The sequence below is a fragment of the Microterricola viridarii genome (assembly GCF_001542775.1).
Classification (GTDB): domain Bacteria; phylum Actinomycetota; class Actinomycetes; order Actinomycetales; family Microbacteriaceae; genus Microterricola; species Microterricola viridarii_A.
This window is the reverse complement of record NZ_CP014145.1, coordinates 2,039,727-2,063,536: the sequence shown is the minus strand read 5'-3', so window position 1 is coordinate 2,063,536 and position 23,810 is coordinate 2,039,727. Positions and strand designations below refer to the sequence as shown.

Genomic DNA, 23,810 nt, shown 5'->3' with positions numbered 1-23,810 from the left:
CGTTGAGAGCGGTCAAATGGCCGCATTTGGCGCGCAAAAGCGGCCATTTGACCGCTCTCAACGGAATTTGGACGGGCGGCGGCGGCAGCGGGTGGGGCTAGCCCGCGTGGTAGGCCGGGTGGAGCACGATGATCAGCATCGCCACCCAGTGGCAGAGGAAGGCCAGCACCGTGCAGGCGTGGAAAATCTCGTGGAAGCCGAACACGCCGGGCAGGGGGTTCGGCTTCTTCAGTGCGTAGACGACGGCGCCGGCGCTGTAGAGCAGTCCGCCGACGGCGACGAGCACCATCATCGCCACGCTCACCGCGAGCAGGTCGCCGAGGTACATCACGGCGGCCCAGCCGAGGGCCAGGTACGTCAGCACGTAGAGCCAGCGCGGCGCGTTGATCCAGAACACGCGGAAGCAGATGCCGAGCAGCGCACCGCCCCAGACGACGGCCAGCAGCACCAGGCCCTTCTCCGGGGGCAGGGCGAGCACCGCGATCGGCGTGTACGTGCCGGCAATCAGCAGGAAGATGTTGGCGTGGTCGATGCGCTTCAACAGCATCCTGGTGCGGGGCTTCCAATTGAAGCGGTGGTAGAGCGCGGAGTTGCCGAACAGCAGCATCGACGTGAGCATGAACACCGCGCTGGCCCACTTGGCCGGGGCACCCTGCGCCAGCACGATGAGCACGATGCCGGCCGCGATCGTCACCGGGAAGGTGCCGGCATGAATCCACCCGCGCCAGAGCGGTTTCACCTCGACGGGGCTGTCCACTTCGGGACCGTGCAGAGTCATATGCTCAGGATACGACACACATCTGGCCGGGGAAATGTGGGTCTGGGCAGGGGAGTGCACTAACGTAATTCTGTGCACACGCGCGATGAATCACTCGGCCGGGGCATCCTCTACGGCCTCTATCAGAACCGGCTACGGCGGGGTCTCACTGCGGAGACCCTTCCGCGCCACGTCGCCATGATCATCGACGGCAACCGGCGCTGGGCCAAACTCCTCGGCTTCGACAACGCCGCGCACGGCCACCGGGCCGGTGCGGCGAAGATGCGCGAGTTCCTGGAGTGGTGCGACGACCTGGGCATCTCCACGGTCACGCTGTACCTGCTCTCCAGCGACAACCTGACCAATCGCTCCCCGGAGGAGCTCGACGCCCTGATCGAGATCATCGCCGAGCTCGCCGACGATCTCTCCCGCTACCGGGACTGGCGGGTGCAGCATGTCGGCTCGACGGCCGGGCTGCCTGAGCCGCTCGTCGCGGCGCTGGGCGCGGCCGAGACCCGCACGATGGGCAAGAAGGGCTTGCACGTGAACCTGGCCGTCGGCTACGGCGGGCGCAAGGAGATCACGGATGCCATGCGCAGCATTGTCGCTGACCACCACGCCGGCGGGGGCAGCCTCGAAGACCTTGCGGAGCGGCTCACCCCCGATCTGATCGGCGAGCACCTCTACACCGGCGGCCAGCCGGACCCGGACCTCGTCATCCGTACCTCGGGTGAACAGCGCCTCAGCGACTTCATGCTCTGGCAGAGCGCGCACAGTGAGTTCTACTTTGTTGAGGCACTCGGCCCGGATCTGCGCCAGGTGGACTTCCTCCGCGCCCTGCGTGACTACGCGAAGCGCAACCGTCGCTTCGGCGGATAGCTCGACCGGGCACGCTCACCCAACGCGTGCCGAAAGGAAACAATGACTACCTGGGATGACTACGCAGCCGGCTTCGGCGAGGAGCCCGGCTACCTCGACTACGGCCGCATCGGGCCGATCTCCGCCGTGGCCTCCGCCGAGTCCACCGGTCTCACCGAGATCCTCGGCCGGGCCCGCTTCGGCAGCCTGCAGGGGATCCTCGACCAGGACGAGCGACTGCGCGCCGCCGCCGGAGTGCTGCTCGGCCGCCCCGCCGAGCAGGTCGTGGCCATTCCGAACACCACCACCGGGCTGCTGCACGCCATGTTCGGCCTGACCGGCGATGTGCTGCTCTCGCCGGGCGAGTTCCCAAGCCTGCCGATCGCGGCCTCCCGGGCGCACGAGGCGCTGCACGTGGCGAAGCCGCAGTGGCTGTCGACCGACCACGGCACGGTGACGCCCGGCCAGATCAAGGCGCAGCTCGGTGCCAGCACGGCCGCCGTCGCGGTGAGCCTGGTCGATTCGCGCACCGGCTACCTCGCCGATCTGGACGGCATCCGGCAGGTGATCGGCGATCGGCTGCTGATCGTCGACGCCATCCAGGGATTCGGCGTCGTCGATGCGCCCTATGAGGTGGCGGATGTCGTCGTCACCGGTGGCCAGAAGTGGTGCCGCGCCGGCTGGGGCACGGGCGTGATGGCGCTCAGCGAGCGCGCCCTCGCCCGACTCACGCCGGTGTTCTCTGGCTTCACCGGCACCGATGAAGACGAGGTGTGGGACTCGATCCCCACCCCGCCGCCGAGCGCGGCTGCCCGGGCGTTCCGCACCTCGAACCCGGACGGCATCGCCGAGGCCCGCCTCGCGGCGGCGCTTGAGGAGATCGCCGCGGTGGGAGTGCACGCCATTCACGAGGCCGTCGCCGCGAACGTGTCGCGCATGATCGACCTGGCCGACGAGTTCGCGATTCCCGTCTCCAGCTCGCGCAACGAGCGGGAGCGGGCCGGGCTCCTCGTGCTCGAACCGCCGCGCGAGCAACTCACACTGCTGAGCGCCTCGCTGTTCAACCACGGCGTGACCGCGACCGTGAGGGAGGGCTCCGTGCGCCTCAGCGTGCACGCCGTGCTGCACGAGGACACCGTCGACATGGTGCGCGCCGCGTTCACTTCCTACGCGAGCGCTGCCTCCTACTGAGCCGGGGCCGGTGCGGCCGGCGCGCTCGGCTGCGTGACCGGCATCCGTTCGGTAAACATTGCCTGCATGGGGCGTGTCGTGGTGCGCAAAGGCCCCCGCGGTCGTAACGTCACTCTCATCAGGCGTGCGCCTGATCGAGACGGCCACATAAGTTCGACTCGATACCACGTGGCCAACTCGTAAAACTGGGCAGAAATGCCGGGGTGGGAGTGGTTGTGGTCACAGTTCGTCAGCCGTCAATGAACAGTCGCGAGCAGGGGCAGTCGGGGCCGGAACAGGCCACGCGGGCAGGGGATTCCCGGCCGCGGAACGTCGAGCAATCCGAGCGCGTCTATGTGCTGGACACCTCGGTCTTGTTGTCTGACCCGTCGTCGATGTTCCGCTTCGCCGAGCATGCCGTCGTGCTGCCGGTGATCGTGATCACCGAGTTGGAGTCGAAACGGAATGACCCCGAGATCGGCTATTTCGCGCGTCGGGCGCTGCGCAACCTCGACGAGCTGCGCATCAAGCACGAGCGGTTGGATTTCCCGATCCCGGTGGGGGAAGGCGGCACCCTGCGGGTCGAACTCAACCACTCCAACCTGGGCGTGCTGCCGAGCGGGCTGCAGCTGAACGACAACGACTCGCGCATCCTCGCCGTGGCCCTGAACCTCTCCAACGACGGGCTCGCCGTCACGGTCGTCTCGAAAGACCTGCCGCTGCGGGTGAAGGCGGCCTCCATCGGCCTGGCCGCCGAGGAGTACAAGCACGAGCTCGCCGTCGACTCCGGCTGGACCGGCATGGACGAGATCACGCTGAACGCCGATCAGATGACGGCGCTCTACGAGAGGGAGCGGATGTCGACGCGACTCGTGCAGGACATGCCCGTGAACACGGGCCTGGTGGTGCACTCGGATCGCGGCAGCGCACTCGGCCGGGTGACGGCGCGCGGCGAGTTCAAGCTGGTGCGCGGAGACCGGGAGGTGTTCGGGCTGCACGGCCGCTCGGCCGAGCAACGGCTCGCCATCGACCTGCTGCTCGACCCGGAGATCGGCATCCTGTCGCTCGGCGGCAGTGCCGGCACCGGCAAGTCGGCGCTCGCCCTCTGCGCCGGGCTGGAGGCGGTGCTCGAACGGCAGCAGCACAAGAAGATCATGGTGTTCCGACCGCTCTACGCGGTCGGCGGCCAGGAGCTGGGATTCTTGCCGGGCGATGCGGCCGAGAAGATGAACCCGTGGGCACAGGCCGTGTTCGACACCTTGGGCGCCCTCGTCTCCGAGAACGTGCTCGAGGAGGTGCTCGACCGCGGCATCCTCGAGGTGCTGCCGCTCACGCACATCCGCGGGCGCAGCCTGCACGACGCCTTCGTGATCGTCGACGAGGCCCAGTCGCTGGAGCGCAACGTGCTGCTCACCGTGCTCAGTCGCATCGGGCAGCACTCGCGCGTGGTACTCACCCACGATGTCGCGCAGCGCGACAACCTGCGGGTCGGCCGGCACGACGGTGTCGCCAGCGTGATCGAGACGCTCAAGGGGCACCCGTTGTTCGCGCACGTGACGCTGACCCGCTCCGAGCGCTCCGCGATCGCCGCGCTCGTCACCGAGATGCTGGAGTCCAACGAGCTCGCCTAGCAGGCACGCGTGTGACCGCGTGGGGCGGATTCCGCGGAATCCGCCCCACGTCACGCACGCAACGCGAGCGACCATGCTTGTGCGGCTATCTCGATATAGCTAGAGTTTGCCGGATGGAGCCGTTGAGCCGTGTCACCGCCGCCACCGTCGATGTGCTGTCTGCCCTGATCGACGGGGGAGAATCCGTCTGGGGTCTGCGGGTGATCAAGGCGACCGGGCGTCCGCCTGGCAGCGTCTATCCGATCCTCGACCGGCTGGAACGCTCCGGTTGGGTCACCTCGGAGTGGGAAGTCGATGGTGAGCGCAGCGGGCCGCGCCGCCGCTTCTACGCGCTCACCGCCGAGGGGCGGATGCCGCGCGCACCACGGTCGCAGACTTCGTTGCCCGCGCAGCCACCTCGGCGTCGCCGTCTTCGCGCGCGCGGGCCCAGCCGGCGCTGCCTCTGCTACGCCCGACTCGGGCGACCGCGTGAGCGTCGCAGAGCGCGGCATCCGTGTGGCGGCGGCCACCTTGCCCGCCTCGATGCGGAAGCGCTACCGCGAGCAATGGCTCGCCGATGTGCGCGACGCCGACGAGCTGGGGCTGTCGCGCGCGGCGATCGTCGCCGGTGCCTTCACCTTCTCGATGCGTCTCGGCCGCACCGCCGAGGTGCGCGGCTATGCCGTGACCGAGCTGATGATGCGGCGCGTGCGCTGGGGGCTGGCGCTCGTGATCAGCTCCCCGGTGGTGTTGGTGACGCTCTGGATGACGGGAACACTGAGTTCCGAGCCGGGCAGCCCGCTCGCCCTTCTGGTCGCCGCTGCCGGAAGGCTGAGCCTGACGGTGATGACCCTGGGCTTCCTGCTGCTCATCGCCGCGGCGCGTGGCGCGAACCGCATGGCGCTGGTGGGCACCGCGCTGGTCGCGGTTGGGCTGCTGGGCGTCGTCGTGCCGGCAGCGCTCGCGACGATGCTGCCGGGCACGGACTGGGTGTACCGCAACGGCGTTCTGGCGGCCGCGATTCCCCTGCTGATCGTGCTGGCCGTCGTCGGCGCCTTCCTCGCCCTCATCGGCTTCGCGCGCGGGCTCGCGCACGTCGAGGTGCCGACGCGCACCGCGCCGGGCTCCACCAAAGCGGCCACGCGGGCACGCGCCGGGCTGGTCGCCTTCGTGCTCCTCGCCCTCCTCCTCGCGTTCGGCAGCTACGAGACGCTGGTGCTGAGCCCGCTCACGATGGCGCCCGGCTACGAACTGTCAGAGATCTACGCACTGCTCAGTCCGCCGGATCGCAGCTGGGGCATCATGATGGTGATGATCTGGCTGGTGTTCTGGAGCGTGGCGGTCCTGGCCCTGCTCGCGCTCTGCCTGCTGCGCGGCCGCCTGGCCGCTGCCCTGAACGTGTTGCTCACCCCACGTCGACTGACGGTCTACGCGCTGCTGCTCGGAGCCGTCATCATCTTCTTTCAGGGCTGGTCTGGCTTCTCGCTCGGCATGAGCATCTCCGACACGATTCCGCCCTTCGCCGGCGGCCGCTCCTGGCAGGGGCAGGCGCTCTCGGCACTCGGAGCGCTGAGCTTTGTCGTGGCCATCATGCTCGCGTTGGTGCCCGGCCCGCGGCGGGCCCCGGTGCCCGCCGCATCCGCCGCCTGAACAGAAACGCCGCCCCACGCGAGTGCGTGGGGCGGCGTTCGGTACTGCGGATGCCGCTGCTTAGCCGGGGCGCGTCATGCTCAGCAGGTCGAGCGAGGAGTCGAGCTGCTCGAGCGTGATGGCGCCCTTCTCGACGTAGCCCATCTCGATGACGGCTTCGCGCACGGTGACGCCCTGCTTGACCGAGTACTTGGCGATCTTGGCGGCCTCTTCGTAGCCGATGATCTTGTTCAGCGGGGTGACGATCGACGGCGACATGCCGGCGAGGGCGGCCGCGCGCTCGATGTTGGCCTCGAGGCCGTCGATGGTCTTGTCGGCGAGCACGCGGGCGGCGTTGCCGAGCAGACGGATCGACTCGAGCAGAGCGGTGCCCATCACGGGGATCTGCACGTTGAGCTCGAACGAACCGGACGCGCCGCCCCACGCGATGGCCGCGTCGTTGCCGATCACGCGCGAGCAGACCATGAGCACGGCCTCGGGGATGACCGGGTTGACCTTGCCGGGCATGATCGAGGAGCCGGGCTGCAGGTCGGGAATGTGCAGCTCGCCGAATCCGGTGTTCGGGCCGGAACCCATCCAGCGGATGTCGTTGCAGATCTTGGTCAGGCTGACAGCGATGGTGCGCAGGGCGCCGGATGCGTCGACGAGGCCGTCGCGGTTGGCCTGGGCCTCGAAGTGGTCCTTGGCCTCGGTGATCGGCAGCTCGGTCTCGGCGGTGAGCAGCTCGAGGACGAGCTGCGGGAAGCCGAGCGGCGTGTTGATGCCGGTTCCGACCGCGGTGCCGCCGAGCGGGACCTCGGCGACGCGGGGAGGGCCGAGCGCACGCGCTCGATGCCGAGGCGCATCTGCCGGGCGTAGCCGCCGAACTCCTGGCCGAGGGTGACAGGGGTGGCGTCCATCAGGTGCGTGCGGCCGGCCTTGACGGCATCCGCCCAGAGCACGGCCTTCGCCTCGAGGGCGACGGCGAGGTGGTCCAGCGCCGGCACGAGCTCGTCGATGAGCGCGCCGGTGACGGCGATGTGCACCGAGGTCGGGAAGACGTCGTTGGACGACTGCGAGGCGTTGACGTGGTCGTTGGGGTGCACCGGGCTGCCGAGGCGCGCGGTGGCGAGGCTCGCGAGCACCTCGTTCATGTTCATGTTCGTCGAGGTGCCGGAACCGGTCTGGTACACGTCGATCGGGAACTGCTCAAGGTGGGCGCCGCCGATGATCTCGTCGGCGGCCGAGGCGATGGCGTCGGCGATGCCCTGGTCGAGGCGACCGAGCTGGGCGTTGGCCTGCGCGGCCGACTTCTTGATGCGCGCCAGTGCCACGATCTGAGCCGACTCCAGCGTCGACCCCGAGATCGGGAAGTTCTCAACGGCACGCTGCGTCTGCGCACTGTACAGCGCGTTGATGGGCACGCGCACCTCGCCCATGGTGTCGTGTTCGATGCGGAATTCCGCGTCAGCTGAGTTGCTCACGGTTGCCCTTTCGGTGTGATGTGAAGCCAGAGGCTCTGGCTTCGATGATGCTGTCGGTGGGATAAGTGGAAGAGGTCTAGACGAGGCCGACGACGACGTCGGTCTCGGCGCGGCCCTCGAGGAGGCGGTAGTTGGCGCCGACAACGGCGAGCGTGCCCGCCGCGACGGCGTCGCTGATCATCTCGGATGACGCCAGCAGCTCGGCCACGGTGTCGCGCAGGTGTTCGCGGCCGACGAAGCCGGCATCCACCTGGTTGGCGCTGGTGAGCTCACGGCCACCGGTGACGCGATCAACGGCCGGGACGATCTTCTGCACGAGCCGGTCGATGAAGTGCGGCAGCGGCGCGGCATCCGGCAGCTTGGACTCGATGGCGGCCTGAACGGCGCCGCAGGAGTCGTGGCCGAGCACCACGATGAGTGGCACGTGCAGCACGCCGACCGCGTACTCGAGCGAGCCGATGATCGAGGAGCCGATCACCTGGCCGGCGTTGCGCACGACGAAGAGGTCGCCGAGGCCGACGTCGAAGATGATCTCGGCGGCCAGACGGGAGTCGGCGCAGCCGAAGAGCGCGGCGCGCGGGCCCTGCTGCGCCACCAGCGAGCGGCGGCTGTCGACATCCTGGTGCGGGTGCAGCGGCTTGCCGGCCACGAAACGCTCGTTGCCCGCGCGCATCTCCGCCCAGGCCTGGGCGGGGGTGCTGCTCGGCTTTGCGGTTGTGTGGCCTGCGCTCATCGAGCATCCTCCTGTGCGGCCCGCACGTCGGGGGCCAGATCTGTTGCAACGGAATCGAAGACCTCGGGGCCAGCCTCGCCGAGCAGCACGATCGTGCTGCGGCCGGCCTCAGTGACGAGGGCGTAGTGGTAGAGGCCGCGCTCGTCGAGGGGCTTGGGGTTCGAGTAGACGTCCCAGGTGATGCCGTCGATCACGGCGGTGGACACCGGGGAATTGCCGTCGAGCAGCCCGGCCAACCAGGTGGCGTCGGCGTCGATGCCCTGGTGGATGCCGACGAACTGCTTCTCCGGGCTGAGCAGTGCGATGTACCAGCTGGCGATGCCGGCCTTGTCGGTGCTGAACTGTGCCGAGTTCGCGACCCAGTCGGGTGAGAGGGTCGGGTTCATCAGGGTCACGTCGACGGTGGGCTGCCACTGGGCGGCGGCTGCCGACCAGTCGACGGCGCGGTCGATGGGCTTGTCGCTGCGCGGCACGATCAGCACGATCACGACGACGACGGCCAGCGTGGCGAGCAGCGAGAGCACCAAGTTGTTGATGGTCTGCTTGGCACGGTGCTTGCGCGAGTTCTCTGCCTTGCGCGCCGCGGTCTCTTCCGCGGTCTCTGGGCGGCCGAGCTCGGCAACGACCCGCGAGGCCTTCGCTTTGTTGTTCTGGGGCGCGTTCACCGTCGGGGTGCTCATTCGGCGGATGCCGCGGCTTCGGCCCCGGCCCTCGCAGCGTCCAGGCGCTCCTTGGCCCCGATCAGCCACTCCTCGCAGCGGCGGGCCAGCGCCTCACCGCGCTCCCAGAGGGCGAGGGACTGCTCCAGCGTGGATGCGCCCTGCTCGAGCTCGCTCACCACCCGAATCAGTTCGTCGCGGGCCTGCTCGTAGCTCAAGTCTGCGAGGCTCAGTTCATCGCGGTCGTCGTTCATGGGCATGCCTCGATTCTATGCGGCTTGGCCGACAGCGTGATTCGGCGGTCAGCGCCCGGCGGCGGCGCCGGTCGAGCTGGCTGTGATGCTGCCGTCGGCGACGGTGATGCGCAGCTCGGTGCCGGCCGGGGCCTGGGCGGCCGCGCGCAGCGCGGTGCCGTCCGGCAGCTGAGCGATGGCGTAGCCGCGGTCGAGGGTAGCCTGCGGCGAGAGGGCGCGCAGCTGCGCACGCAGCTCAGCGGTCTGGGTGCCTGCCCGCTCGATGCGGCGCTCGACCAGCTCGACGCCGCGGGCGACGTAACGGGTGAGGTCCTGGCCACGGGACTCGATGATCCAGCTGGAGTCCGCCAGCACCGGCCGACTGCGCAGCTGCGAGAGCCGGTCGGCCTCGCTGGCGAGCATGCCGGTCATGCGCAGGCCGATGCGGGCCCGGGCCTGCTGCACCCGGGAGAGCTCCTCGGCGACATCCGGCACCACTCGCTTGGCGGCATCGGTCGGGGTGGAGGCGCGCAGGTCGGCCACCTCGTCCAGCAGCGGCCGGTCGGCCTCGTGCCCGATCGCGCTGACGATGGGGGTGCTGGCTGCGGCTGCCGCGCGCACCACGCGCTCGTCACTGAATCCGAGCAGGTTCTGGAAGTCGCCGCCGCCGCGGGCGATGATGATCACGTCGACCTCGGGGTCGGCGTCCAGCCGTTCGATCGCCGCAGACACCTCGCCGACGGTGCGGTCGCCCTGCACCGCGGCGTGCACCACACGGAAGTTCACGGCCGGCCAACGCAGCTGGGCATTGCGGATGACGTCTTTCTCGGCATCCGAGTCCTTGCCGGTGATCAGGCCGATGCAGTGCGGCAGGAACGGCAGCGGCTTCTTGCGCGCCGGGTCGAACAGCCCCTCGGAGGCCAGCTGCTTGCGCAGCCGCTCCAGCCGTTCGAGCAGGTCGCCGAGGCCGACGTGGCGCAGCTCGAACACCTGCATGGTGAGCGTGCCACCCTTGACCCAGTAGTTCGGCTTGACGAGGGCGATCACGCGGTCGCCTTGCTTGAAGTCGCCGTCGAGCTTGGCGCGCACCGACGACCAGACGGTGAAGCTGACCGTTGCATCCTCGCCGAGGTCCTTCAGCTTGCCGTAGACGTTTCCGCCGGAGACACCCCACTGGGTGATCTCGCCCTCGACCCAGGCGGTACCGAGCCGTTCGATGTAGCCCCGGATCTTCTGGGAGAGCACGGCGACCGGCCACGGCGCCTCGAGGGTGGGTGTTGCGTCGCTCACGCGGTGATCCTCCAGAATGTCGCCGGCCGACGCGGCACCGGGGTGGGCCGCATCCTCTCAGACTCCCAGCCTAGACTTGGGGGGTGACGAATCTGTCGGACGCCACCGTTATCGGCCTCGGAATGCCCCGCATCCCCAGTCGCCGTGGGCACCTTAAAAACAATCCTGTCTCCGGCGAGAAGAAGGTGCTGCTGGCAGCACCGCGCGGATACTGCGCCGGCGTGGACCGTGCCGTGATCGCCGTGGAGAAGGCGCTGGAGCACTACGGCGCCCCGATCTACGTGCGCAAGCAGATCGTGCACAACATCCACGTCGTGACCGAGTTGGAAGCGCTCGGCGCCATCTTCGTCGAAGAGGTCGACGAAGTACCGGAGGGCTCGCACCTCGTTTTCAGCGCGCACGGCGTCTCGCCGGCCGTCGTCAACGCCGCAGCCGACCGCGGCCTGCAGGCCATCGACGCCACCTGCCCGCTGGTCACCAAGGTGCACCGCGAGGCCGTGCGCTTCGCCCGCGACGACTACGAGATCTTGCTGATCGGCCACGAAGGGCATGAGGAGGTCGAGGGCACCGCCGGTGAGGCACCCGACCACGTGACCATCGTGAACAGCCCGGACGACGTCGACAACATCGAGGTGAAGGATCCGGACAAGGTTGTCTGGCTCTCGCAGACCACGCTGAGCGTCGACGAGACCATGGAGACGGTACGCCGCCTGCGCGAGAAGTTCCCCAAGCTGCAGGACCCGCCCAGCGACGACATTTGCTACGCCACCCAGAACCGCCAGGTCGCCATCAAGAAGGTGGCCCGCGACGCGGAGCTCGTCATCGTTGTCGGCTCCGCCAACAGCTCCAACAGCGTGCGCCTCGTCGAGGTCGCACTGGAGTACGGCGCCAAGGCCGCCTACCGGGTCGACTACGCCAGCGAGGTCAAGCAGGAGTGGCTCGACGGCGTCGCCACGGTGGGCGTCACGAGTGGCGCCTCCGTGCCGGAGGAACTGGTGCAGGAACTGCTGCGCGACCTCGCGGATGCCGGTTACGGCGCCGTGCAGGAAGTGAAGACGGCCGAGGAAGACCTCATCTTCAGCCTGCCGAAGGAGCTGCGCAAGGGCATCTCCGGCAAGCAGGACCCGCGCGCGCTCGGCGGCCGCACCACCGCTGCCAGCACGGCAGCGGATTCCGACTGCAACACCAAGTAGTCGCCAGCAGGCGCTAGTGAGGCCCGGCACGCATCAATTCGGTGCGTGCCAGCCGTCGTCGTGCGACCAGCTGACGGCGGTCGGCCGGATCTCCAGCGTGCCCCACTGGGCAGCCGGGCACTTCTCCGCCCATTCCAGCGCGGCGGCTGGGTCGTGCGCTTCGATCACGAAGAAGCCCCCGAGTTTCTCGGGGGTGTCGAGGAACGGGCCGACCAGGTTGACCCGGTTGTTGTCGCGCAGAGTGAGCGTCGCCGACTCGGTCGAGGCCTGCAGCACTTCGGCCGCGACCAACACCCCGGCGTCGTCGAGTTCTCGCGCGTAGCGATTGAAGGCGTCGCGCCAGGGCGCCATCTCTTCTTCGCTCATCCCGGTGTCGCCCTGTTCGGCGTAGTACATCAGCAGTGTGAATCGCATGAGTAGTGCCTCCCGTGCCCACGATTCTGCCACCGCCCGTGCGCGCACGCCAGCGCCGGATCCGCCGATCCGGGTGCAGGGAACTGCTAGTTGCCGCCGCCCAGCTGCATCAGCAGCGGGTCGTTCGCAGCCACCATTGAGACCACGGCGAAGAGCAGGATGACCGATGCGGCGCCGCCGATCAGCGGCACCCAGAAGGATCGCTTGCCGTGCTGCATCCGGAGCACGGCCCAGGCAGCCGTCGCCACCCAGAGGATGCCCTGCAGCACGTTCCCGATCAGGATGCTGCGCATGTCGGCTTCGCTCGCGACGTAGTCGGCGAGGCCCTGCTGGCTGTGCAGGATCTGCATCGCCTCTGGAATCGAGTTGAGTGTGCTGATAGCCACCCAGAGGCCGAACAGGCCGACCACCAGCAGGGTGATGGTGAGGCGGCGGTCGGCGCGCAGAGAGGGCGCTGCCTGGCCAGGCGCGCCGAAAGCGGGGCTGCCGAGCGGGGCAGGCGGAGCGGGCGGGACCGGATTCCGCGGTGCCACCGGCACGGCGGGCGCTGCCGGCGTCGGCTCGGCTTCGGCCTGCTCCGGCGGGGCGGGCGGCTGCCAGCTCCACCCCTCGGGCGCGAGCTCGCCGTAGCGCGGACGAGGCCGCTCACCACCCCTGGACGTGTCGGGAGTGGCTGCGGCCTCGTTTTCGCTCATACCTATAGAGACTAGTTCGCGTTGCTGGGGAACTAGTTCGAGTGGCCGAAGGAGCCGAGCTGCTTGGTCGACTCGAGCACGCGGGCGGCCATGGCCGACTCGGCGACCTTGCCCCATGCACGCGGGTCGTAGAGCTTCTTGTTGCCCACTTCGCCGTCGACCTTGAGCACGCCGTCGTAGTTCTTCAGCATGTAGTCGGCGATCGCGCGGGTGTAGGCGTACTGCGTGTCGGTGTCGATGTTCATCTTGATGACACCGTTGGCCACGGCCTCGGCGATCTCTTCGTCGGTCGAGCCGGAGCCGCCGTGGAAGACGAGGTCGAGGGGCAGCTTGCCGGTGCCGTACTTGGCCTGGATGCCGTCCTGGATCTCCTTCAGCAGTGCGGGGCGCAGCTGAACGTTGCCCGGCTTGTAGACGCCGTGCACGTTGCCGAAGGTGAGTGCCGACATGTAGCGGCCGTTCTCGCCGAGGCCGAGGGCCTCGACCGTGGCGATCGCGTCGTCGAGCGTCGTGTACAGGCTGTCGTTGATGTCGTGGCTGACACCGTCTTCCTCGCCGCCGACGACGCCGATCTCGACCTCGAGGATGGCGTTGATCGCCTTGAGGCGGGGGAGGATCTGCTTCGCGATCTCGAGGTTCTCGGTCAGCGGCACAGCGGAGCCGTCCCACATGTGGGACTGGAAGATGGGGTTGCGGCCGGCCTTGACCTCTTCCTCGGATGCGGCGATCAGCGGCATCACGAAGTCGTCGAGGGCGTTCTTCGGGCAGTGGTCGGTGTGCAGCGCAACCGTGATGGGGTAGTTGTCGGCAACGGCGTGCACGAACTTGGCCATGGCCAGTGCGCCAGCGGCGCGGTTCTTCACGGTGTGGCCGGCGAAGTAGTCGGCGCCGCCCGTGGTGACCTGGATGATGCCGTCGGAGCCAGCCTCGGTGAGCCCCTGGAGCACGGCGTTGATCGTCTGCGAGGACGACACGTTGAAGGCCGGGTAGGCGAATCCCTTGTCCTTGGCCTTGTCCAGCATTGCGGCGTACTGCTCGGGGGTTGCGATGGGCATGGAAGCTCCTTGGCGTTGATCTGTGAGTGTAAGCAAAGTCTATCCAGCAGCGGGTGGGCTGCACATTCGTGCGCCGGCGCCTGGCGCCTGCTGCACGAAGGTTCGCCCCGAAATTGACTGTTCTGTTAAAGATCGCGATTCTTTCGCTTTTTGAAGGACCCGTTCTTGTGACAGGCAAGTGACGGTGAATTAGCCTGACAGAGGCGGCTCCCCAACTCGCTGGTGAGCGCTCGGGTGCAGAGCAGCATCCGAAGCCACTCACCATCGCGTCCGGGAGGACCCACCATGACGAGCACCGAACCGGCCAGCCTGTACCTTCACCCCGACCGCAACTTCGCGATGGAGCTTGTGCGGGCCACGGAAGCGGCCGCGATCCGTGCCGTGCCCTGGATCGGCCGCGGCGACAAGCTCGGCGCCGACGGCGCGGCCGTCGATGCAATGCGCGCATTCCTCGGCACCGTCAGCTTCGACGGGCTTGTCGTCATCGGCGAGGGCGAGAAAGATGCCGCGCCGATGCTTTTCAACGGCGAGCGCGTCGGCAACGGCCGTGGGCCCGCCTGCGACATCGCGGTCGACCCCATCGACGGAACGAGCCTGACCGCGGCCGGCCGGCAGAACGCGATCTCGGTCATCGCCGTCTCCGACCGCGGCACCATGCTCGACGCCTCCAGCGTCTTCTACATGGACAAGATCGTCACGGGCCCTGAGGGGCACGGCATCATCGACATCCGCCGCCCCATCGCCGACAACATCCACGCCCTGGCCAAAGCCAAGAACATGGACGTCGGCGATATGCGCATCGCCGTTTTGGACCGGCCCCGGCACGAGCAGCTCATCGCCGAGATCCGAGCCTCGGGCGCCGGCACCCGCCTGATGAGCGACGGCGACGTCGCCGGCGGCATCAACGCGGCCCGCTACGACTCGCGGATCGACATGTGCGTTGGCATCGGCGGCAGCCCGGAGGGCATCACCACCGCCTGCGCGATCAAGGCCATCGGCGGCTTCATGCAGACCCGCATGGCGCCGAAGGATGACGCGGAGCGCGCCCGCGGCGAGGCCGCCGGCCTTGACTGCGACCGGGTCTACGAGGCCGATGACCTGGTCAGCGGCGGCAACACCTTCTTCGTCGCCACCGGCGTCACCGACGGCGGGCTGTTGGCCGGGCCGCGCAAGATCGGCCGCAGCCACATCCGCACCGAGAGCATCATCCTGCGCAGCAAGTCGGGCACGATCCGCCGCATCACGGCCGACCACCTCGTCTCGAAGTGGCTCGAGTAGGCACAGCCGCCGCCGGAACTCCCGCCGGTTGAGCGTGTCGCACGTTCCGCCGGTTGAGCCTGTCGAAACCCTGGTTGCGCGGCGGTTGGCTTCGGTCGCTGGCGCTCCCTCAAGCCAACGGGGGAGCGGCGGCTCCCGCCGGTTGAGCTTGTCGAAACCCCAGGCTGGGTTCGGGCGCCCAGAGACGGTGAGCGGTGGAAACCGCGTTTTGCGGTAGATCTTGACTGCCGCAAAGCGCGCTTTCTATCGCGCAACGGCTGCGAGAGGTGCCGGCTCAGGGCGTTCGAATCTGGTCCCGCTCGTCGGGTTTGGTTCGCTGGTTGGGCTTCGGTTCGCTGGTTGAGCTTGTCGAAACCCCAGCGCAGGCGTGGGGGATTTCGACAGGCTCAATCAGCGGAGAGTGCCTCAATCAGCGGAGAGTGCCTCAATCAGCGGAGCGTGCCCCGGCGGGGTCCAGCAGCGCGGCCTCGGCGGCAGCGGGCAGCTCCAGCTCCGGCGCAGCCTCGGCGGCATCGGGCAGCTCCAGCTCGACGGCGGTCAGCTTGCGCGGCACCTCGTGGATCGGGGCGGGCGCGATCAGCAGGTCGAGTTTCGTCTCGTCGATGCCGGGGAACTGCCGCGCCGTGACGAGCACGCGGGTCTCGAGCGAGTTCGCGAACTTGTTGTAACTGTCCACGGTGCGCTCGATCGCCTTGCGGAGCCCATCGGCGTGCGTGCTCAGCGTTCCAAGGCGCGCGTAGAGCGCCTTACCCAGCTCGAACAGTTTCTTCGCGTCATCCGTCAGCGCCTGCTCCTGCCAGGTGTAGGCGACGGTCTTCAGCACTGCCCACAGGTTGACGGGGAGGCGAGGGCGACCCGCTTGCTGAAGGAGTACTCAAGGATCGCCGGGTCGGCCTCAAGCGCGGAGGAGAGCAGCGACTCGCTCGGGATGAACGCGACCACGAACTCCGGGCTGGCGTCGAGCCCCTCCCAATACGTCTTCTTGGCGAGGGCATCGATGTGCCCGCGCACCGCCTTGACGTGCCGGTCGACGAGCGCCTTGCGGCGCGCCCCCTCCTCGCCGGTCGCGGTGACGGAGATCTGGCTCGCCTCCAGGTAGTGCTCCAGCGGCACCTTCGCGTCGACGGCGATGGACTTGCCGCCGGGCAGCCGGATCACCATGTCGGGGCGGCCGATTCCGGCATCCGTCGTGATCGTCTGCTGCACGTCGAAGTCGACGTACTGGGCCAGACCCGCCGCCTCCACGACGCGGCGCAACTGCGTCTCGCCCCACACGCCACGGGTGCTGTTGGAGCGCAGCGCGCTGGCCAGCGACTCGGTCGCCCCGCGCAGCTGCTCGTCGGAGAGCTGCGCCTGCTTGAGCTGCTCGGCGAGGGAGCCGAACTGCTCGCTGCGCTGCTTCTCGAGCTCGGTGACGGTGGTCTGCATGGTGCTGAGCGTCTCGCGCACCGGGCCGAGCGCCTGCAGCACGGCGCTCTCGCGGCGCTCCCGCTCGGCCTGCTCGATGCGGTCGGCGCGGTGCCGCTCGGTCAGCTCGCCGAACTGCAGCTTCTGCGCCTCGATCTGGGTGAGCAGGCCGTCGACGGTGGCATCGGCTGCGGCGAGTTCGGCCTGCAGCCCGGCGTGGGCGGATGCCGCGGCGGCGCGCACCTCAGAGAGCTCCAGCGCGTGCCGCGCGGCCAGCACCTCGGGCGACAGCCCGGCAGCGGCACCCGCGGAGCCCCGGCGGGCATAGATCCAGGTGGCGATCACGCCGACGGCGGCTCCGAGCAGGAGGCCGAGCACGAGCATCAAGAGAGGTTCCATCTTGCAAGTGAATCAGCTGCCACCGACACGGCTCGCTGCGACACCGCGCAACCGGGGAGCCCGCCGCTAAACGCCAGCTACTGCAGGGCCATCGGCCCGTGCGAGCTGGCGTGATCGGCCGTGGCGACCGGCCCGATCACGCCGACCTTCACGCGGGTGATGTGCGCAAGGCGCTCCAGATCTTCGGCCTCGTGCCGGGCGGCCGCGTGAACGATGATGGCCGCGCAGGCCTCCGCGTCGGCGAGGGCGTCGTGGTGCCGGAAGTCCTCGAAGCCGGCCGCCATCGCCGCGACCGGGAGCCGGTAGGAATCCAGGTGGTAGGTGCGCCGCGCCACCTGCAGACTGCAGACGTAGCGCAGGTCGGGCACGACCAGCCCGCTGGCGATCGTGGCCGCTTTGATCACGCCGAGGTCGAAGCTCGCATTGTGCGCAACCAGGTGGTCGCCGTCGACGAAGTCGAGGAGGTCGGGCAGCTGCCCGGCCCAGTCGGCGGCGCCGGCGACATCCGCCGCCACAATGCCGTGGATCTTCGTGTTCCACATCATGAATTCGTCGTGCGGGGGCGCCGGCTTGATGAACCAGTTCGCCTCGTCAACGACACGGCCATCGCGCACCTTGACCAGCCCGACTGAGCAGGCCGAGGCGGAGGAGGAGTTGGCGGTTTCGAAGTCGATCGCGGTGAAATCTAGGGGCACGATTCCATGCTCTCACGCGTCGGTGACAGCAGGCTTCGAAGGAGGCGCACGGGAAAGGTAGACTGTCCCACCGTGGCTCTTACTATTGGAATCGTTGGTCTGCCCAACGTCGGCAAGTCAACCCTTTTCAACGCTCTGACGAAGAACCAGGTTCTCGCGGCGAACTACCCGTTCGCCACGATCGAGCCCAACATCGGTGTCGTCAACCTGCCCGATGCCCGGCTGGAGAAACTCGCCGAGATCTTCGGCAGCGAGCGCATCCTGCCGGCTGCGGTGTCGTTCGTCGACATCGCCGGCATCGTGCGCGGCGCCAGCGAGGGTGAGGGCCTAGGCAACAAGTTCCTCGCCAACATCCGCGAGGCCGACGCCATCGCGCAGGTCGTGCGCGGCTTCGCCGACTCCGACGTGGTGCACGTCGACGGCAAGGTCAACCCGGCCGGCGACATGGAGACCATCAACACCGAGCTGATCCTCGCCGACCTGGAGACCCTCGAGAAGGCGATCCCGCGCTTCGAGAAGGAGATCAAGGGCAAGAAGCTCGGCCCGGAGGTGCTCGTGGCCGCCAACGAGGCCCGCGACGTGCTGAACGCCGGAACCCCGCTGTCTGCGGCATCCGTCGACCTCGAGCCCATCAAGGAGCTTGGCCTGCTGACGGCCAAGCCCTTCATCTACGTCTTCAACGTTGACGAGGCTGTGCTGCAGGATGACGCCAAGCTCGCCGAGCTGGCCGCCCTCGTCGCCCCGGCCAAGGCCATCTTCCTGGACGCCAAGCTCGAGTCCGAGCTGATCGACCTGGACGACGAGGATGCCGCCGAGATGCTCGCCTCGACCGGTCAGACCGAGTCCGGCCTCAACCAGCTCGCCCGCATCGGCTTCGACACCCTCGGCCTGCAGACCTACCTCACCGCTGGTCCGAAAGAGACCCGCGCCTGGACCATCCCCAAGGGTGCCAAGGCCCCGCAGGCTGCCGGCGTCATCCACACCGACTTCGAGCGCGGCTTCATCAAGGCCGAGGTCATCTCCTTTGAGGACCTCGTCGAGACCGGCTCGGTCGCCGAGGCTCGTTCCAAGGGCAAGGCCCGCATGGAGGGCAAGGAATACGTCATGCAGGACGGCGACGTCGTGGAGTTCCGCTTCAACGTCTAGTTCATTTTCGCTTCTGGCACGGCCCCGTCTGCTTCGGCAGGTGGGGCCGTTCCGGTGTTCGCACGCTCGCTTCGCGCTCGCGGCCCCCGAAAAGTCCCGCGGCACCGGATTTATCGGGGGCCGCGGGACTTATCGAGGGCCGCGGCGGATGCATCCGGTAGCGTCTGCTCATGCCCATTTTTGATCATCTCGGCATCACGGTCGACGACGTGCCGCGCGCGGTCACCCAGTTCGACCCTGTGCTGACGGCGCTCGGATTCGCCCGGTACGACGCCAACGGGTCGGTCTCCTGGAACCTGGACGGAGAGCCGGAGCTCATCCTGCTGCCGGCTCGAGATCCGGGTACTGGGCCGCACCGTCACGGGCGAGTCGGGTGGCAGCACCTGGCTTTTGCCGTCGGCTCGCGCGCGGAGGTGGACCGCCTGCATCGGATCGCGACCGACACCGGCTGGACGGTTGTGCGCGACCCGAAGGAGTACCCCCGGTTCACGGACCGGTACTACGCCTCCTTCGTCGAGGACGACAACGGCATCCGGATTGAGTTCATGCACAACCCGCCGCGCGAGACCGCCTGACCCTCCCGGCGGTCCGGCTTCGGCGGTTCGAGCCGACGAAGGGGCACGTCTGAAGCGCCGATCAGTCGTCCGACACCGTGCCCACCTGCTTCGCTGGCACGCCAACGACCACGGCCAGCGGGGCCACATCCTTCGTGACAACGGCTCCCGCGCCGACCACGGCTCCATCGCCGATCGTCACGCCCGGCAGTACCGTCACGTTGGCCCCGAACCACACGCCCCGGCCGATCACCACTCGCGCCGGGTGCATGTCGGCCCGACGGCTCGGCGCCATGTCGTGGTTCAACGTCGTGATGACGGCGTTGTGGCCGATGAGGGATCCCTCGCCGATGTCGATGCCGCCCTGATCCTGGAATCGGCAGCCGCTGTTGACGAACACATCCGCACCGAAACGGATGTTCTTGCCGAAGTCGGCGCTGAACGGCGGGAAGAGAGTGAACGACTCGGGGACCTCGTGCCCGATCAGCTCGCTCATCAGCGCCCTGACGCCATCCGGGGAGTGGTAGCGCCCGTTGAGCTCGGCGGTGATGCGCAACGACTCCTGACTCGCGGCGTGCATGGCCGCGTGGTGTGGCGAACCACCGGGAATCGTCACTCCGGCGTTCAGCGCTGTCAGCAATTCGTCGAGTCCTTCGATTTCGGCCATGTATTCACGGTATCGCGCGGTTGCCGGGACCAGGGCCGGATCTGGACCGCTGAGCCGCGCCGCCCACCTGGCCGCGCCCCGGTAGGCTTTCGGGAACCCAAGCCGCCGTCATCGCCGAAGGAACTCACAATGCCCGTCATCGCAATCATCGGAGCTGGACCGGGACTCGGCGCAGCGGTCGCCCGCACGTTCGGACGCGTGGGCTTCTCGGTTGCCCTGATCTCCAGGGACCAGTCGAAGCTTGACGCCTTGGCCGCCGAGCTCGAAGCGGATGGCGTGAGCGCCCGTGGCTACGCCGCGGACGTGCGGGAGCCAGCGGCACTTGAGGCCGCGCTCGCGCGTGCCGCCGTCGAGTTGGGCCCGATTCTCACGCTGCAGTACAGCCCGCTCCCGTCTCGCGAGTACCTGAAGCCGGTACTCGATCTGACTCCCGAGCTGGCGCTGGAAGCGCTGCAGTTCTCAGCGCTCGGCCTCATCCACGCGGTGCGCGCAGTGCTGCCGGCAATGCGCGAGAAGGGCGAGGGCAGCGTCATCCTCATCAACGGTGGCACCTCGGTGAAGGCACGCGCCGGGTTCGCCGGAACGTCGGTTGCGTTCCCGGCCGAGAGCGCCTATGGCGAGATGCTTCACGAGGCGCTCGAGGACGAGGGCATCCGCGTCCGCCAGCTCGTGATCCCAGGAGGCATTCCCAAACTTCAGCTGCCGGGCGGCGTCGACGACATCGCCTCGCGCATCTGGGAGCTGCACTCCACGCCGGGTCCCTTCCGCACCATGCTCATCCCGCTCGAGGATGGCCGGGAGTAGCGCTCCGTCCTCTTTGCCGCGGTCCCGGATGCCGCGGCGACCGGCCGCGATCGAGATCGAGCACTAGCCCACCGGCGGGCTAGGGGCAGGTCAGCGTCAGGCCGTTCCACTGGTGCACGCCGGGGCCCAGATCGCCGCACTGCGTGTTGATGGCGGTGAGGCCGACCAGGGTTGCCGCGCCCAGCACCACAAAGATGACGGCGCCGACGACGATGGCCGCCACCGCCCAGCCGTTCTTCACGCCGGCCCGGCGCGAGATCATCAAGGCGATGATGCCCAGGATGACGCCGACAATGTTCAGGAAGATGGAGAGGATGAAGGCCGTGATGCCGAGCCCGCGCCCCGCGTGGCCGGTCGACGTGGTTGAGCTGTCTGTCATGAGTTCCCCCAATTGTTTGACGGATGCCGCGCAAGCGGTCGATCCCCTTCAAGGGTATCTCCCGGCTCAGCGACCCCGGCAGGTGCGTGCCGAGGCGCTCCTCGTTTGGCCCGCACCGCCGACCGGGCGTGCGCAGACATAACGATTCGTTCCGTCAGATGGCCTCGTCGCCCTTGCGTCTCGCGCTCGCGGCATCCCGTCTCTTAGGTTGGAGCTCGTGAGTACTTTCCGGGGGATGAAGTCGCTGTGTGCGACCGCGGTTGGTGTCGGCATCGTCATCGCTCTGCTCAGCGGGTGCACTCCCGGGCCGGGGGCTCGGCCGGATCCGACGACGGATCCACAGACGCCGACGGCACCCGCCACCCCTGCTCCCAGTCAGGACGAAACTCCACCCCCGGTGGAGCCCGAGCAGCCGGCAGTGCCCGCGATCGATCTCGAGGATCCGAGCTCGTGGCTGATCGGTTTTGATGGGATCGGGCCGGTCGCACAGGGCGGGCCGATCGCCGAGGTGCGGCCAGCCATGGCGGCATTCGTCGAGGACGAACTGCCCGAGTGGTGCCCCGCCGCACGGTTCAAACACGACGGAGCGCTGACGCTGGTGGCGCACCTCTCCGACGACTTCTCCACCGTCACCGGCATGTCTCTCTCGGGGTGGGACAGCTCAATGGATGTGAGCAACAGCTCTCCGCACACGGCAGAGGGCATTCGCATCGGTTCATCGCTGGCCGAGTTGCTGGCCGCCTACCCCGACATCGCGAAATCCGGTGAATACGGCGGGGGAGAGGACCCGACCCTGTTCTACGCGGTGCCAGGCGATGCTCGGGTGTGGATCGTCTTCAGCCTGTACGACGACACCGTTCGAGGCATCTTCGTGCGCGACACCCCCACGCCGCCGAGCGAGTATTGCTCGTAACGGGTGCGGGCGCCGGGTGTTCGCGCGAGCGCATCCGCAGGCTAGCCTCGAAGGGGCCTGTTCGCCCGACCGAAAGTGTGACCCGTGACCCGTGTAGCCGCCATCGACTGCGGAACCAACTCGATCCGCCTGCTCATCGCCGACCTTGACGGGCGCGGCGGCCTCAGCGACGTGGTGCGCACGCTCGAGGTGGTGCGGCTGGGGCAGGGCGTCGACAAGACCGGGCGGTTCGCGGATGACGCGCTCGCCCGCACTCTGGACGCCACCCGCCGCTACGCCGAGCTCTGCCGCGAGCACCGGGTCGAGCGGATCCGTTTCGTCGCGACATCCGCCACCCGTGACGCCGCCAACCGCGCCGAGTTCACCGACGCCGTGCAGCAGATCCTCGGCGTTCCGGCCGAGGTGATCGCCGGCACCGAGGAGGCCGCGCTGTCCTTCCGCGGCGCGCTCACCGCGGTGGCCGCGCAGCACGATCCCGCCGCGCGCCACCTCGTCATCGACCTCGGCGGCGGCTCGACCGAGCTGGTGCTCGGGCGCGATGCGCCCGAGGCCGCGATCTCTATGGACATCGGCTGCGTGCGCATGACCGAGCGGCATCTGGGCGCTGGGGTGGACGGTGACGTCGCGCAAGACGACGCCGCACTGGCCGCACTGCGCGCAGACGTGAATGCCGCACTGGACGCCGCGTCCGCCACCGTCGATGTGTCGCTCGCGACCGAGGTCGTCGGCGTGGCCGGCACGGTGACGACGATCACCGCGCACGCGCTGGGCCTGGACTCCTACCAGCCAGACGCGATCAACGGCAGCAAGCTGCCGCTGGCCGTCGTGCTCGACGCCTGCGACTCGCTCGCCCGGATGCCGCGTGCCGAGCGGGCCGCTCTGGGGTTCATGCACCCGGGCCGGGTCGACGTGATCGTGGCCGGGGCGGTCATCTGGTCGACCGTCCTGCAGCGGATCGCGCAGGCGACGGCCGCCGCCGGGCACCCACTCGAGTTCGTCACGACGAGCGAACACGACATCCTCGATGGCGTCGCACTCTCGCTCGGCTGAGCGTGCCGAGCAGGCTGAAAACAGGTCTGCCGACACAACGTGGCGCCCGCTGTCGAAGGATTTCCGAATCCGCTGCAAGAATCGGCGAGGTCGCGACATATTCCACACGTGACGATCGACAACGAAACAGCCGTGGCCGATGTGAGCGAGGGGGACGCGATGCCGGAGCGCACCGAGGAAGCCATCCAGCCCGCGGCGCCTGAGCGCGCCGCCCGCGACGAGGGGGAGTGGTTCACCGCGGTGGTGCGTGAGCACTCCACGGCTCTCGTGCGTTATTTCGCCCGTCGCGCACCCCGGCAAGACGCCGAGGACCTCGCCGCCGAAGTCTTCGTGACCGCGTGGCGCCGCCGCGACGACGTGCCGACGTATGCCGTGCTGCCCTGGCTGTACCGCACGGCAGGTTTCACGCTCGCCAACCACCGCCGCAAACTGGTCGACCTGCCGGTCGACGAGGTGCCGGAGTCGCGTCACACGCGTGTCAGCGACGACCCGGAGCTGAGCCTGCTGTTCGACGCGGAACTGCGCGGCGCACTCGCCAGCGTCGGTGAGCGTGACCGGCACATCCTGCTGCTGAACGCGTGGGAGGGCCTGGACGGCGTGGAACTCGCCGAGGTGCTGGGCATCTCGCGCTCCGGGGCGGATGCCGCCCTCTCCCGCGCCCGCAAGAGGCTGCGCGACGCCTGGCAAGAACGGCTCTCGTTCTAAGCCACATGCAAGGTTTGGGCCTTTGGCCACATA

The 23,810-nt window shown here is 68.5% G+C and carries 24 protein-coding genes and 3 pseudogenes; 13 read left to right on the top strand and 14 right to left on the bottom strand.

Going from position 1 to position 23,810, the window contains the following annotated elements; translation table 11 throughout:
• Positions 1 to 97: 97 nt before the first annotated feature.
• A complete protein-coding gene (trhA, locus tag AWU67_RS09540; RefSeq protein WP_067228259.1) occupies positions 98 to 778 on the bottom strand; it encodes a PAQR family membrane homeostasis protein TrhA in 681 nt (226 codons plus the stop codon).
• Positions 779 to 850: 72 nt separating this feature from the next.
• Here trhA and AWU67_RS09535 point away from each other — a divergent pair, with 72 nt between their 5' ends.
• The 5 genes and pseudogenes from AWU67_RS09535 (at position 851) to AWU67_RS09520 (ending at position 6,045) form a co-directional block, all read left to right on the top strand.
• Complete coding sequence (locus tag AWU67_RS09535; protein WP_067228256.1) at positions 851 to 1,636, top strand: isoprenyl transferase; 786 nt, start codon at positions 851 to 853, stop codon at positions 1,634 to 1,636.
• A 42-nt stretch (positions 1,637 to 1,678) separates the two neighbouring features.
• Positions 1,679 to 2,806 carry an aminotransferase class V-fold PLP-dependent enzyme gene (locus AWU67_RS09530; protein WP_067228254.1) on the top strand — a complete coding sequence of 376 codons (1,128 nt, stop codon included), beginning with the start codon at positions 1,679 to 1,681 and terminating at the stop codon, positions 2,804 to 2,806.
• Positions 2,807 to 3,045: 239 nt separating this feature from the next.
• The gene (locus AWU67_RS09525; protein ID WP_082716892.1) at positions 3,046 to 4,416 is read left to right on the top strand and encodes a PhoH family protein; all 1,371 of its coding nucleotides are present in this window, start codon (positions 3,046 to 3,048) and stop codon (positions 4,414 to 4,416) included.
• A 113-nt stretch (positions 4,417 to 4,529) separates the two neighbouring features.
• Positions 4,530 to 4,709: pseudogene (locus AWU67_RS17765) on the top strand (helix-turn-helix transcriptional regulator); the annotation flags it as partial.
• 175 nt (positions 4,710 to 4,884) lie between these two features.
• Positions 4,885 to 6,045 carry a hypothetical protein gene (locus tag AWU67_RS09520; RefSeq protein ID WP_067228249.1) on the top strand — a complete coding sequence of 387 codons (1,161 nt, stop codon included), beginning with the start codon at positions 4,885 to 4,887 and terminating at the stop codon, positions 6,043 to 6,045.
• A 60-nt stretch (positions 6,046 to 6,105) separates the two neighbouring features.
• On the opposite strand, the gene AWU67_RS17760 is transcribed toward AWU67_RS09520, so the two are convergent.
• The 6 genes and pseudogenes from AWU67_RS17760 to xseA form a co-directional block, all read right to left on the bottom strand.
• Positions 6,106 to 6,303 carry a hypothetical protein gene (locus AWU67_RS17760; protein WP_234407427.1) on the bottom strand — a complete coding sequence of 66 codons (198 nt, stop codon included), beginning with the start codon at positions 6,301 to 6,303 and terminating at the stop codon, positions 6,106 to 6,108.
• Positions 6,304 to 6,546: 243 nt separating this feature from the next.
• Positions 6,547 to 7,463 (bottom strand): annotated as a pseudogene (locus tag AWU67_RS09515) (lyase family protein); the annotation flags it as partial.
• 121 nt (positions 7,464 to 7,584) lie between these two features.
• Positions 7,585 to 8,241, bottom strand: a complete 657-nt coding sequence (locus tag AWU67_RS09510; RefSeq protein ID WP_067228247.1) for a carbonic anhydrase — start codon at positions 8,239 to 8,241, stop codon at positions 7,585 to 7,587.
• The gene (locus AWU67_RS09505) at positions 8,238 to 8,921 is read right to left on the bottom strand and encodes a DUF4245 family protein (RefSeq protein ID WP_067228244.1); all 684 of its coding nucleotides are present in this window, start codon (positions 8,919 to 8,921) and stop codon (positions 8,238 to 8,240) included. The genes AWU67_RS09510 and AWU67_RS09505 overlap by 4 nt, the downstream gene beginning before the upstream one ends.
• Positions 8,918 to 9,160 carry an exodeoxyribonuclease VII small subunit gene (locus AWU67_RS09500; RefSeq protein WP_067228242.1) on the bottom strand — a complete coding sequence of 81 codons (243 nt, stop codon included), beginning with the start codon at positions 9,158 to 9,160 and terminating at the stop codon, positions 8,918 to 8,920. Before AWU67_RS09500 ends, AWU67_RS09505 begins: the two co-directional genes overlap by 4 nt.
• A 42-nt stretch (positions 9,161 to 9,202) precedes the next feature.
• Positions 9,203 to 10,423 (bottom strand): exodeoxyribonuclease VII large subunit, encoded by a 1,221-nt coding sequence (gene xseA, locus AWU67_RS09495; protein ID WP_234407211.1) that lies wholly within the window; start codon positions 10,421 to 10,423, stop codon positions 9,203 to 9,205.
• Between the two features lie 122 nt (positions 10,424 to 10,545).
• Between xseA and AWU67_RS09490 the strand changes: the two genes are divergently transcribed.
• Positions 10,546 to 11,616 (top strand): 4-hydroxy-3-methylbut-2-enyl diphosphate reductase, encoded by a 1,071-nt coding sequence (locus AWU67_RS09490; RefSeq protein ID WP_067228237.1) that lies wholly within the window; start codon positions 10,546 to 10,548, stop codon positions 11,614 to 11,616.
• Between the two features lie 33 nt (positions 11,617 to 11,649).
• Here the strand turns inward: AWU67_RS09490 and AWU67_RS09485 are convergent, their stop codons facing one another.
• From AWU67_RS09485 to fbaA, 3 genes are all read right to left on the bottom strand, one after another.
• On the bottom strand, positions 11,650 to 12,030 hold the full coding sequence (locus tag AWU67_RS09485) for a YciI family protein (RefSeq protein WP_082716891.1): 381 nt from the start codon (positions 12,028 to 12,030) through the stop codon (positions 11,650 to 11,652).
• Between the two features lie 86 nt (positions 12,031 to 12,116).
• The gene (locus AWU67_RS09480; protein WP_067228234.1) at positions 12,117 to 12,725 is read right to left on the bottom strand and encodes a DUF6264 family protein; all 609 of its coding nucleotides are present in this window, start codon (positions 12,723 to 12,725) and stop codon (positions 12,117 to 12,119) included.
• A 32-nt stretch (positions 12,726 to 12,757) separates the two neighbouring features.
• Positions 12,758 to 13,780, bottom strand: a complete 1,023-nt coding sequence (gene fbaA / locus AWU67_RS09475; protein WP_067228232.1) for a class II fructose-bisphosphate aldolase — start codon at positions 13,778 to 13,780, stop codon at positions 12,758 to 12,760.
• 285 nt (positions 13,781 to 14,065) lie between these two features.
• Here fbaA and glpX point away from each other — a divergent pair, with 285 nt between their 5' ends.
• Positions 14,066 to 15,058 (top strand): class II fructose-bisphosphatase, encoded by a 993-nt coding sequence (gene glpX / locus AWU67_RS09470; RefSeq protein WP_067228229.1) that lies wholly within the window; start codon positions 14,066 to 14,068, stop codon positions 15,056 to 15,058.
• Positions 15,059 to 15,482: 424 nt separating this feature from the next.
• On the opposite strand, the pseudogene AWU67_RS09465 reads toward glpX, so the two are convergent.
• Both AWU67_RS09465 and AWU67_RS09460 read right to left on the bottom strand, forming a co-directional pair.
• Positions 15,483 to 16,486, bottom strand: a pseudogene (locus AWU67_RS09465) (DNA recombination protein RmuC).
• A 455-nt stretch (positions 16,487 to 16,941) separates the two neighbouring features.
• Positions 16,942 to 17,559, bottom strand: coding sequence for an exonuclease domain-containing protein (locus AWU67_RS09460; protein WP_067228226.1), 618 nt, complete (start codon positions 17,557 to 17,559; stop codon positions 16,942 to 16,944).
• Positions 17,560 to 17,631: 72 nt separating this feature from the next.
• Here AWU67_RS09460 and ychF point away from each other — a divergent pair, with 72 nt between their 5' ends.
• Both ychF and AWU67_RS09450 read left to right on the top strand, forming a co-directional pair.
• A complete protein-coding gene (gene ychF / locus AWU67_RS09455) occupies positions 17,632 to 18,705 on the top strand; it encodes a redox-regulated ATPase YchF (protein WP_067228223.1) in 1,074 nt (357 codons plus the stop codon).
• A gap of 170 nt (positions 18,706 to 18,875) precedes the next feature.
• Positions 18,876 to 19,280 carry a VOC family protein gene (locus AWU67_RS09450; RefSeq protein WP_067228221.1) on the top strand — a complete coding sequence of 135 codons (405 nt, stop codon included), beginning with the start codon at positions 18,876 to 18,878 and terminating at the stop codon, positions 19,278 to 19,280.
• Between the two features lie 61 nt (positions 19,281 to 19,341).
• Here the strand turns inward: AWU67_RS09450 and AWU67_RS09445 are convergent, their stop codons facing one another.
• Positions 19,342 to 19,926 (bottom strand): DapH/DapD/GlmU-related protein, encoded by a 585-nt coding sequence (locus AWU67_RS09445; RefSeq protein ID WP_067228218.1) that lies wholly within the window; start codon positions 19,924 to 19,926, stop codon positions 19,342 to 19,344.
• A 129-nt stretch (positions 19,927 to 20,055) separates the two neighbouring features.
• Between AWU67_RS09445 and AWU67_RS09440 the strand changes: the two genes are divergently transcribed.
• Positions 20,056 to 20,730, top strand: a complete 675-nt coding sequence (locus tag AWU67_RS09440) for an SDR family NAD(P)-dependent oxidoreductase (protein ID WP_067228215.1) — start codon at positions 20,056 to 20,058, stop codon at positions 20,728 to 20,730.
• 79 nt (positions 20,731 to 20,809) lie between these two features.
• Here AWU67_RS09440 and AWU67_RS09435 read toward each other — a convergent pair whose 3' ends face one another.
• Positions 20,810 to 21,109, bottom strand: coding sequence for a hypothetical protein (locus tag AWU67_RS09435; RefSeq protein ID WP_067228213.1), 300 nt, complete (start codon positions 21,107 to 21,109; stop codon positions 20,810 to 20,812).
• Positions 21,110 to 21,527: 418 nt separating this feature from the next.
• Between AWU67_RS09435 and AWU67_RS09430 the strand changes: the two genes are divergently transcribed.
• The 3 genes from AWU67_RS09430 to AWU67_RS09420 all read left to right on the top strand — a co-directional run bounded on the left by AWU67_RS09430 (position 21,528) and on the right by AWU67_RS09420 (position 23,777).
• Positions 21,528 to 22,022 (top strand): hypothetical protein, encoded by a 495-nt coding sequence (locus tag AWU67_RS09430; protein WP_129586680.1) that lies wholly within the window; start codon positions 21,528 to 21,530, stop codon positions 22,020 to 22,022.
• Between the two features lie 84 nt (positions 22,023 to 22,106).
• Positions 22,107 to 23,072 carry a Ppx/GppA phosphatase family protein gene (locus AWU67_RS09425; RefSeq protein ID WP_067228207.1) on the top strand — a complete coding sequence of 322 codons (966 nt, stop codon included), beginning with the start codon at positions 22,107 to 22,109 and terminating at the stop codon, positions 23,070 to 23,072.
• A 108-nt stretch (positions 23,073 to 23,180) separates the two neighbouring features.
• Positions 23,181 to 23,777, top strand: coding sequence for an RNA polymerase sigma factor (locus tag AWU67_RS09420; protein ID WP_234407210.1), 597 nt, complete (start codon positions 23,181 to 23,183; stop codon positions 23,775 to 23,777).
• Positions 23,778 to 23,810: the final 33 nt, after the last annotated feature.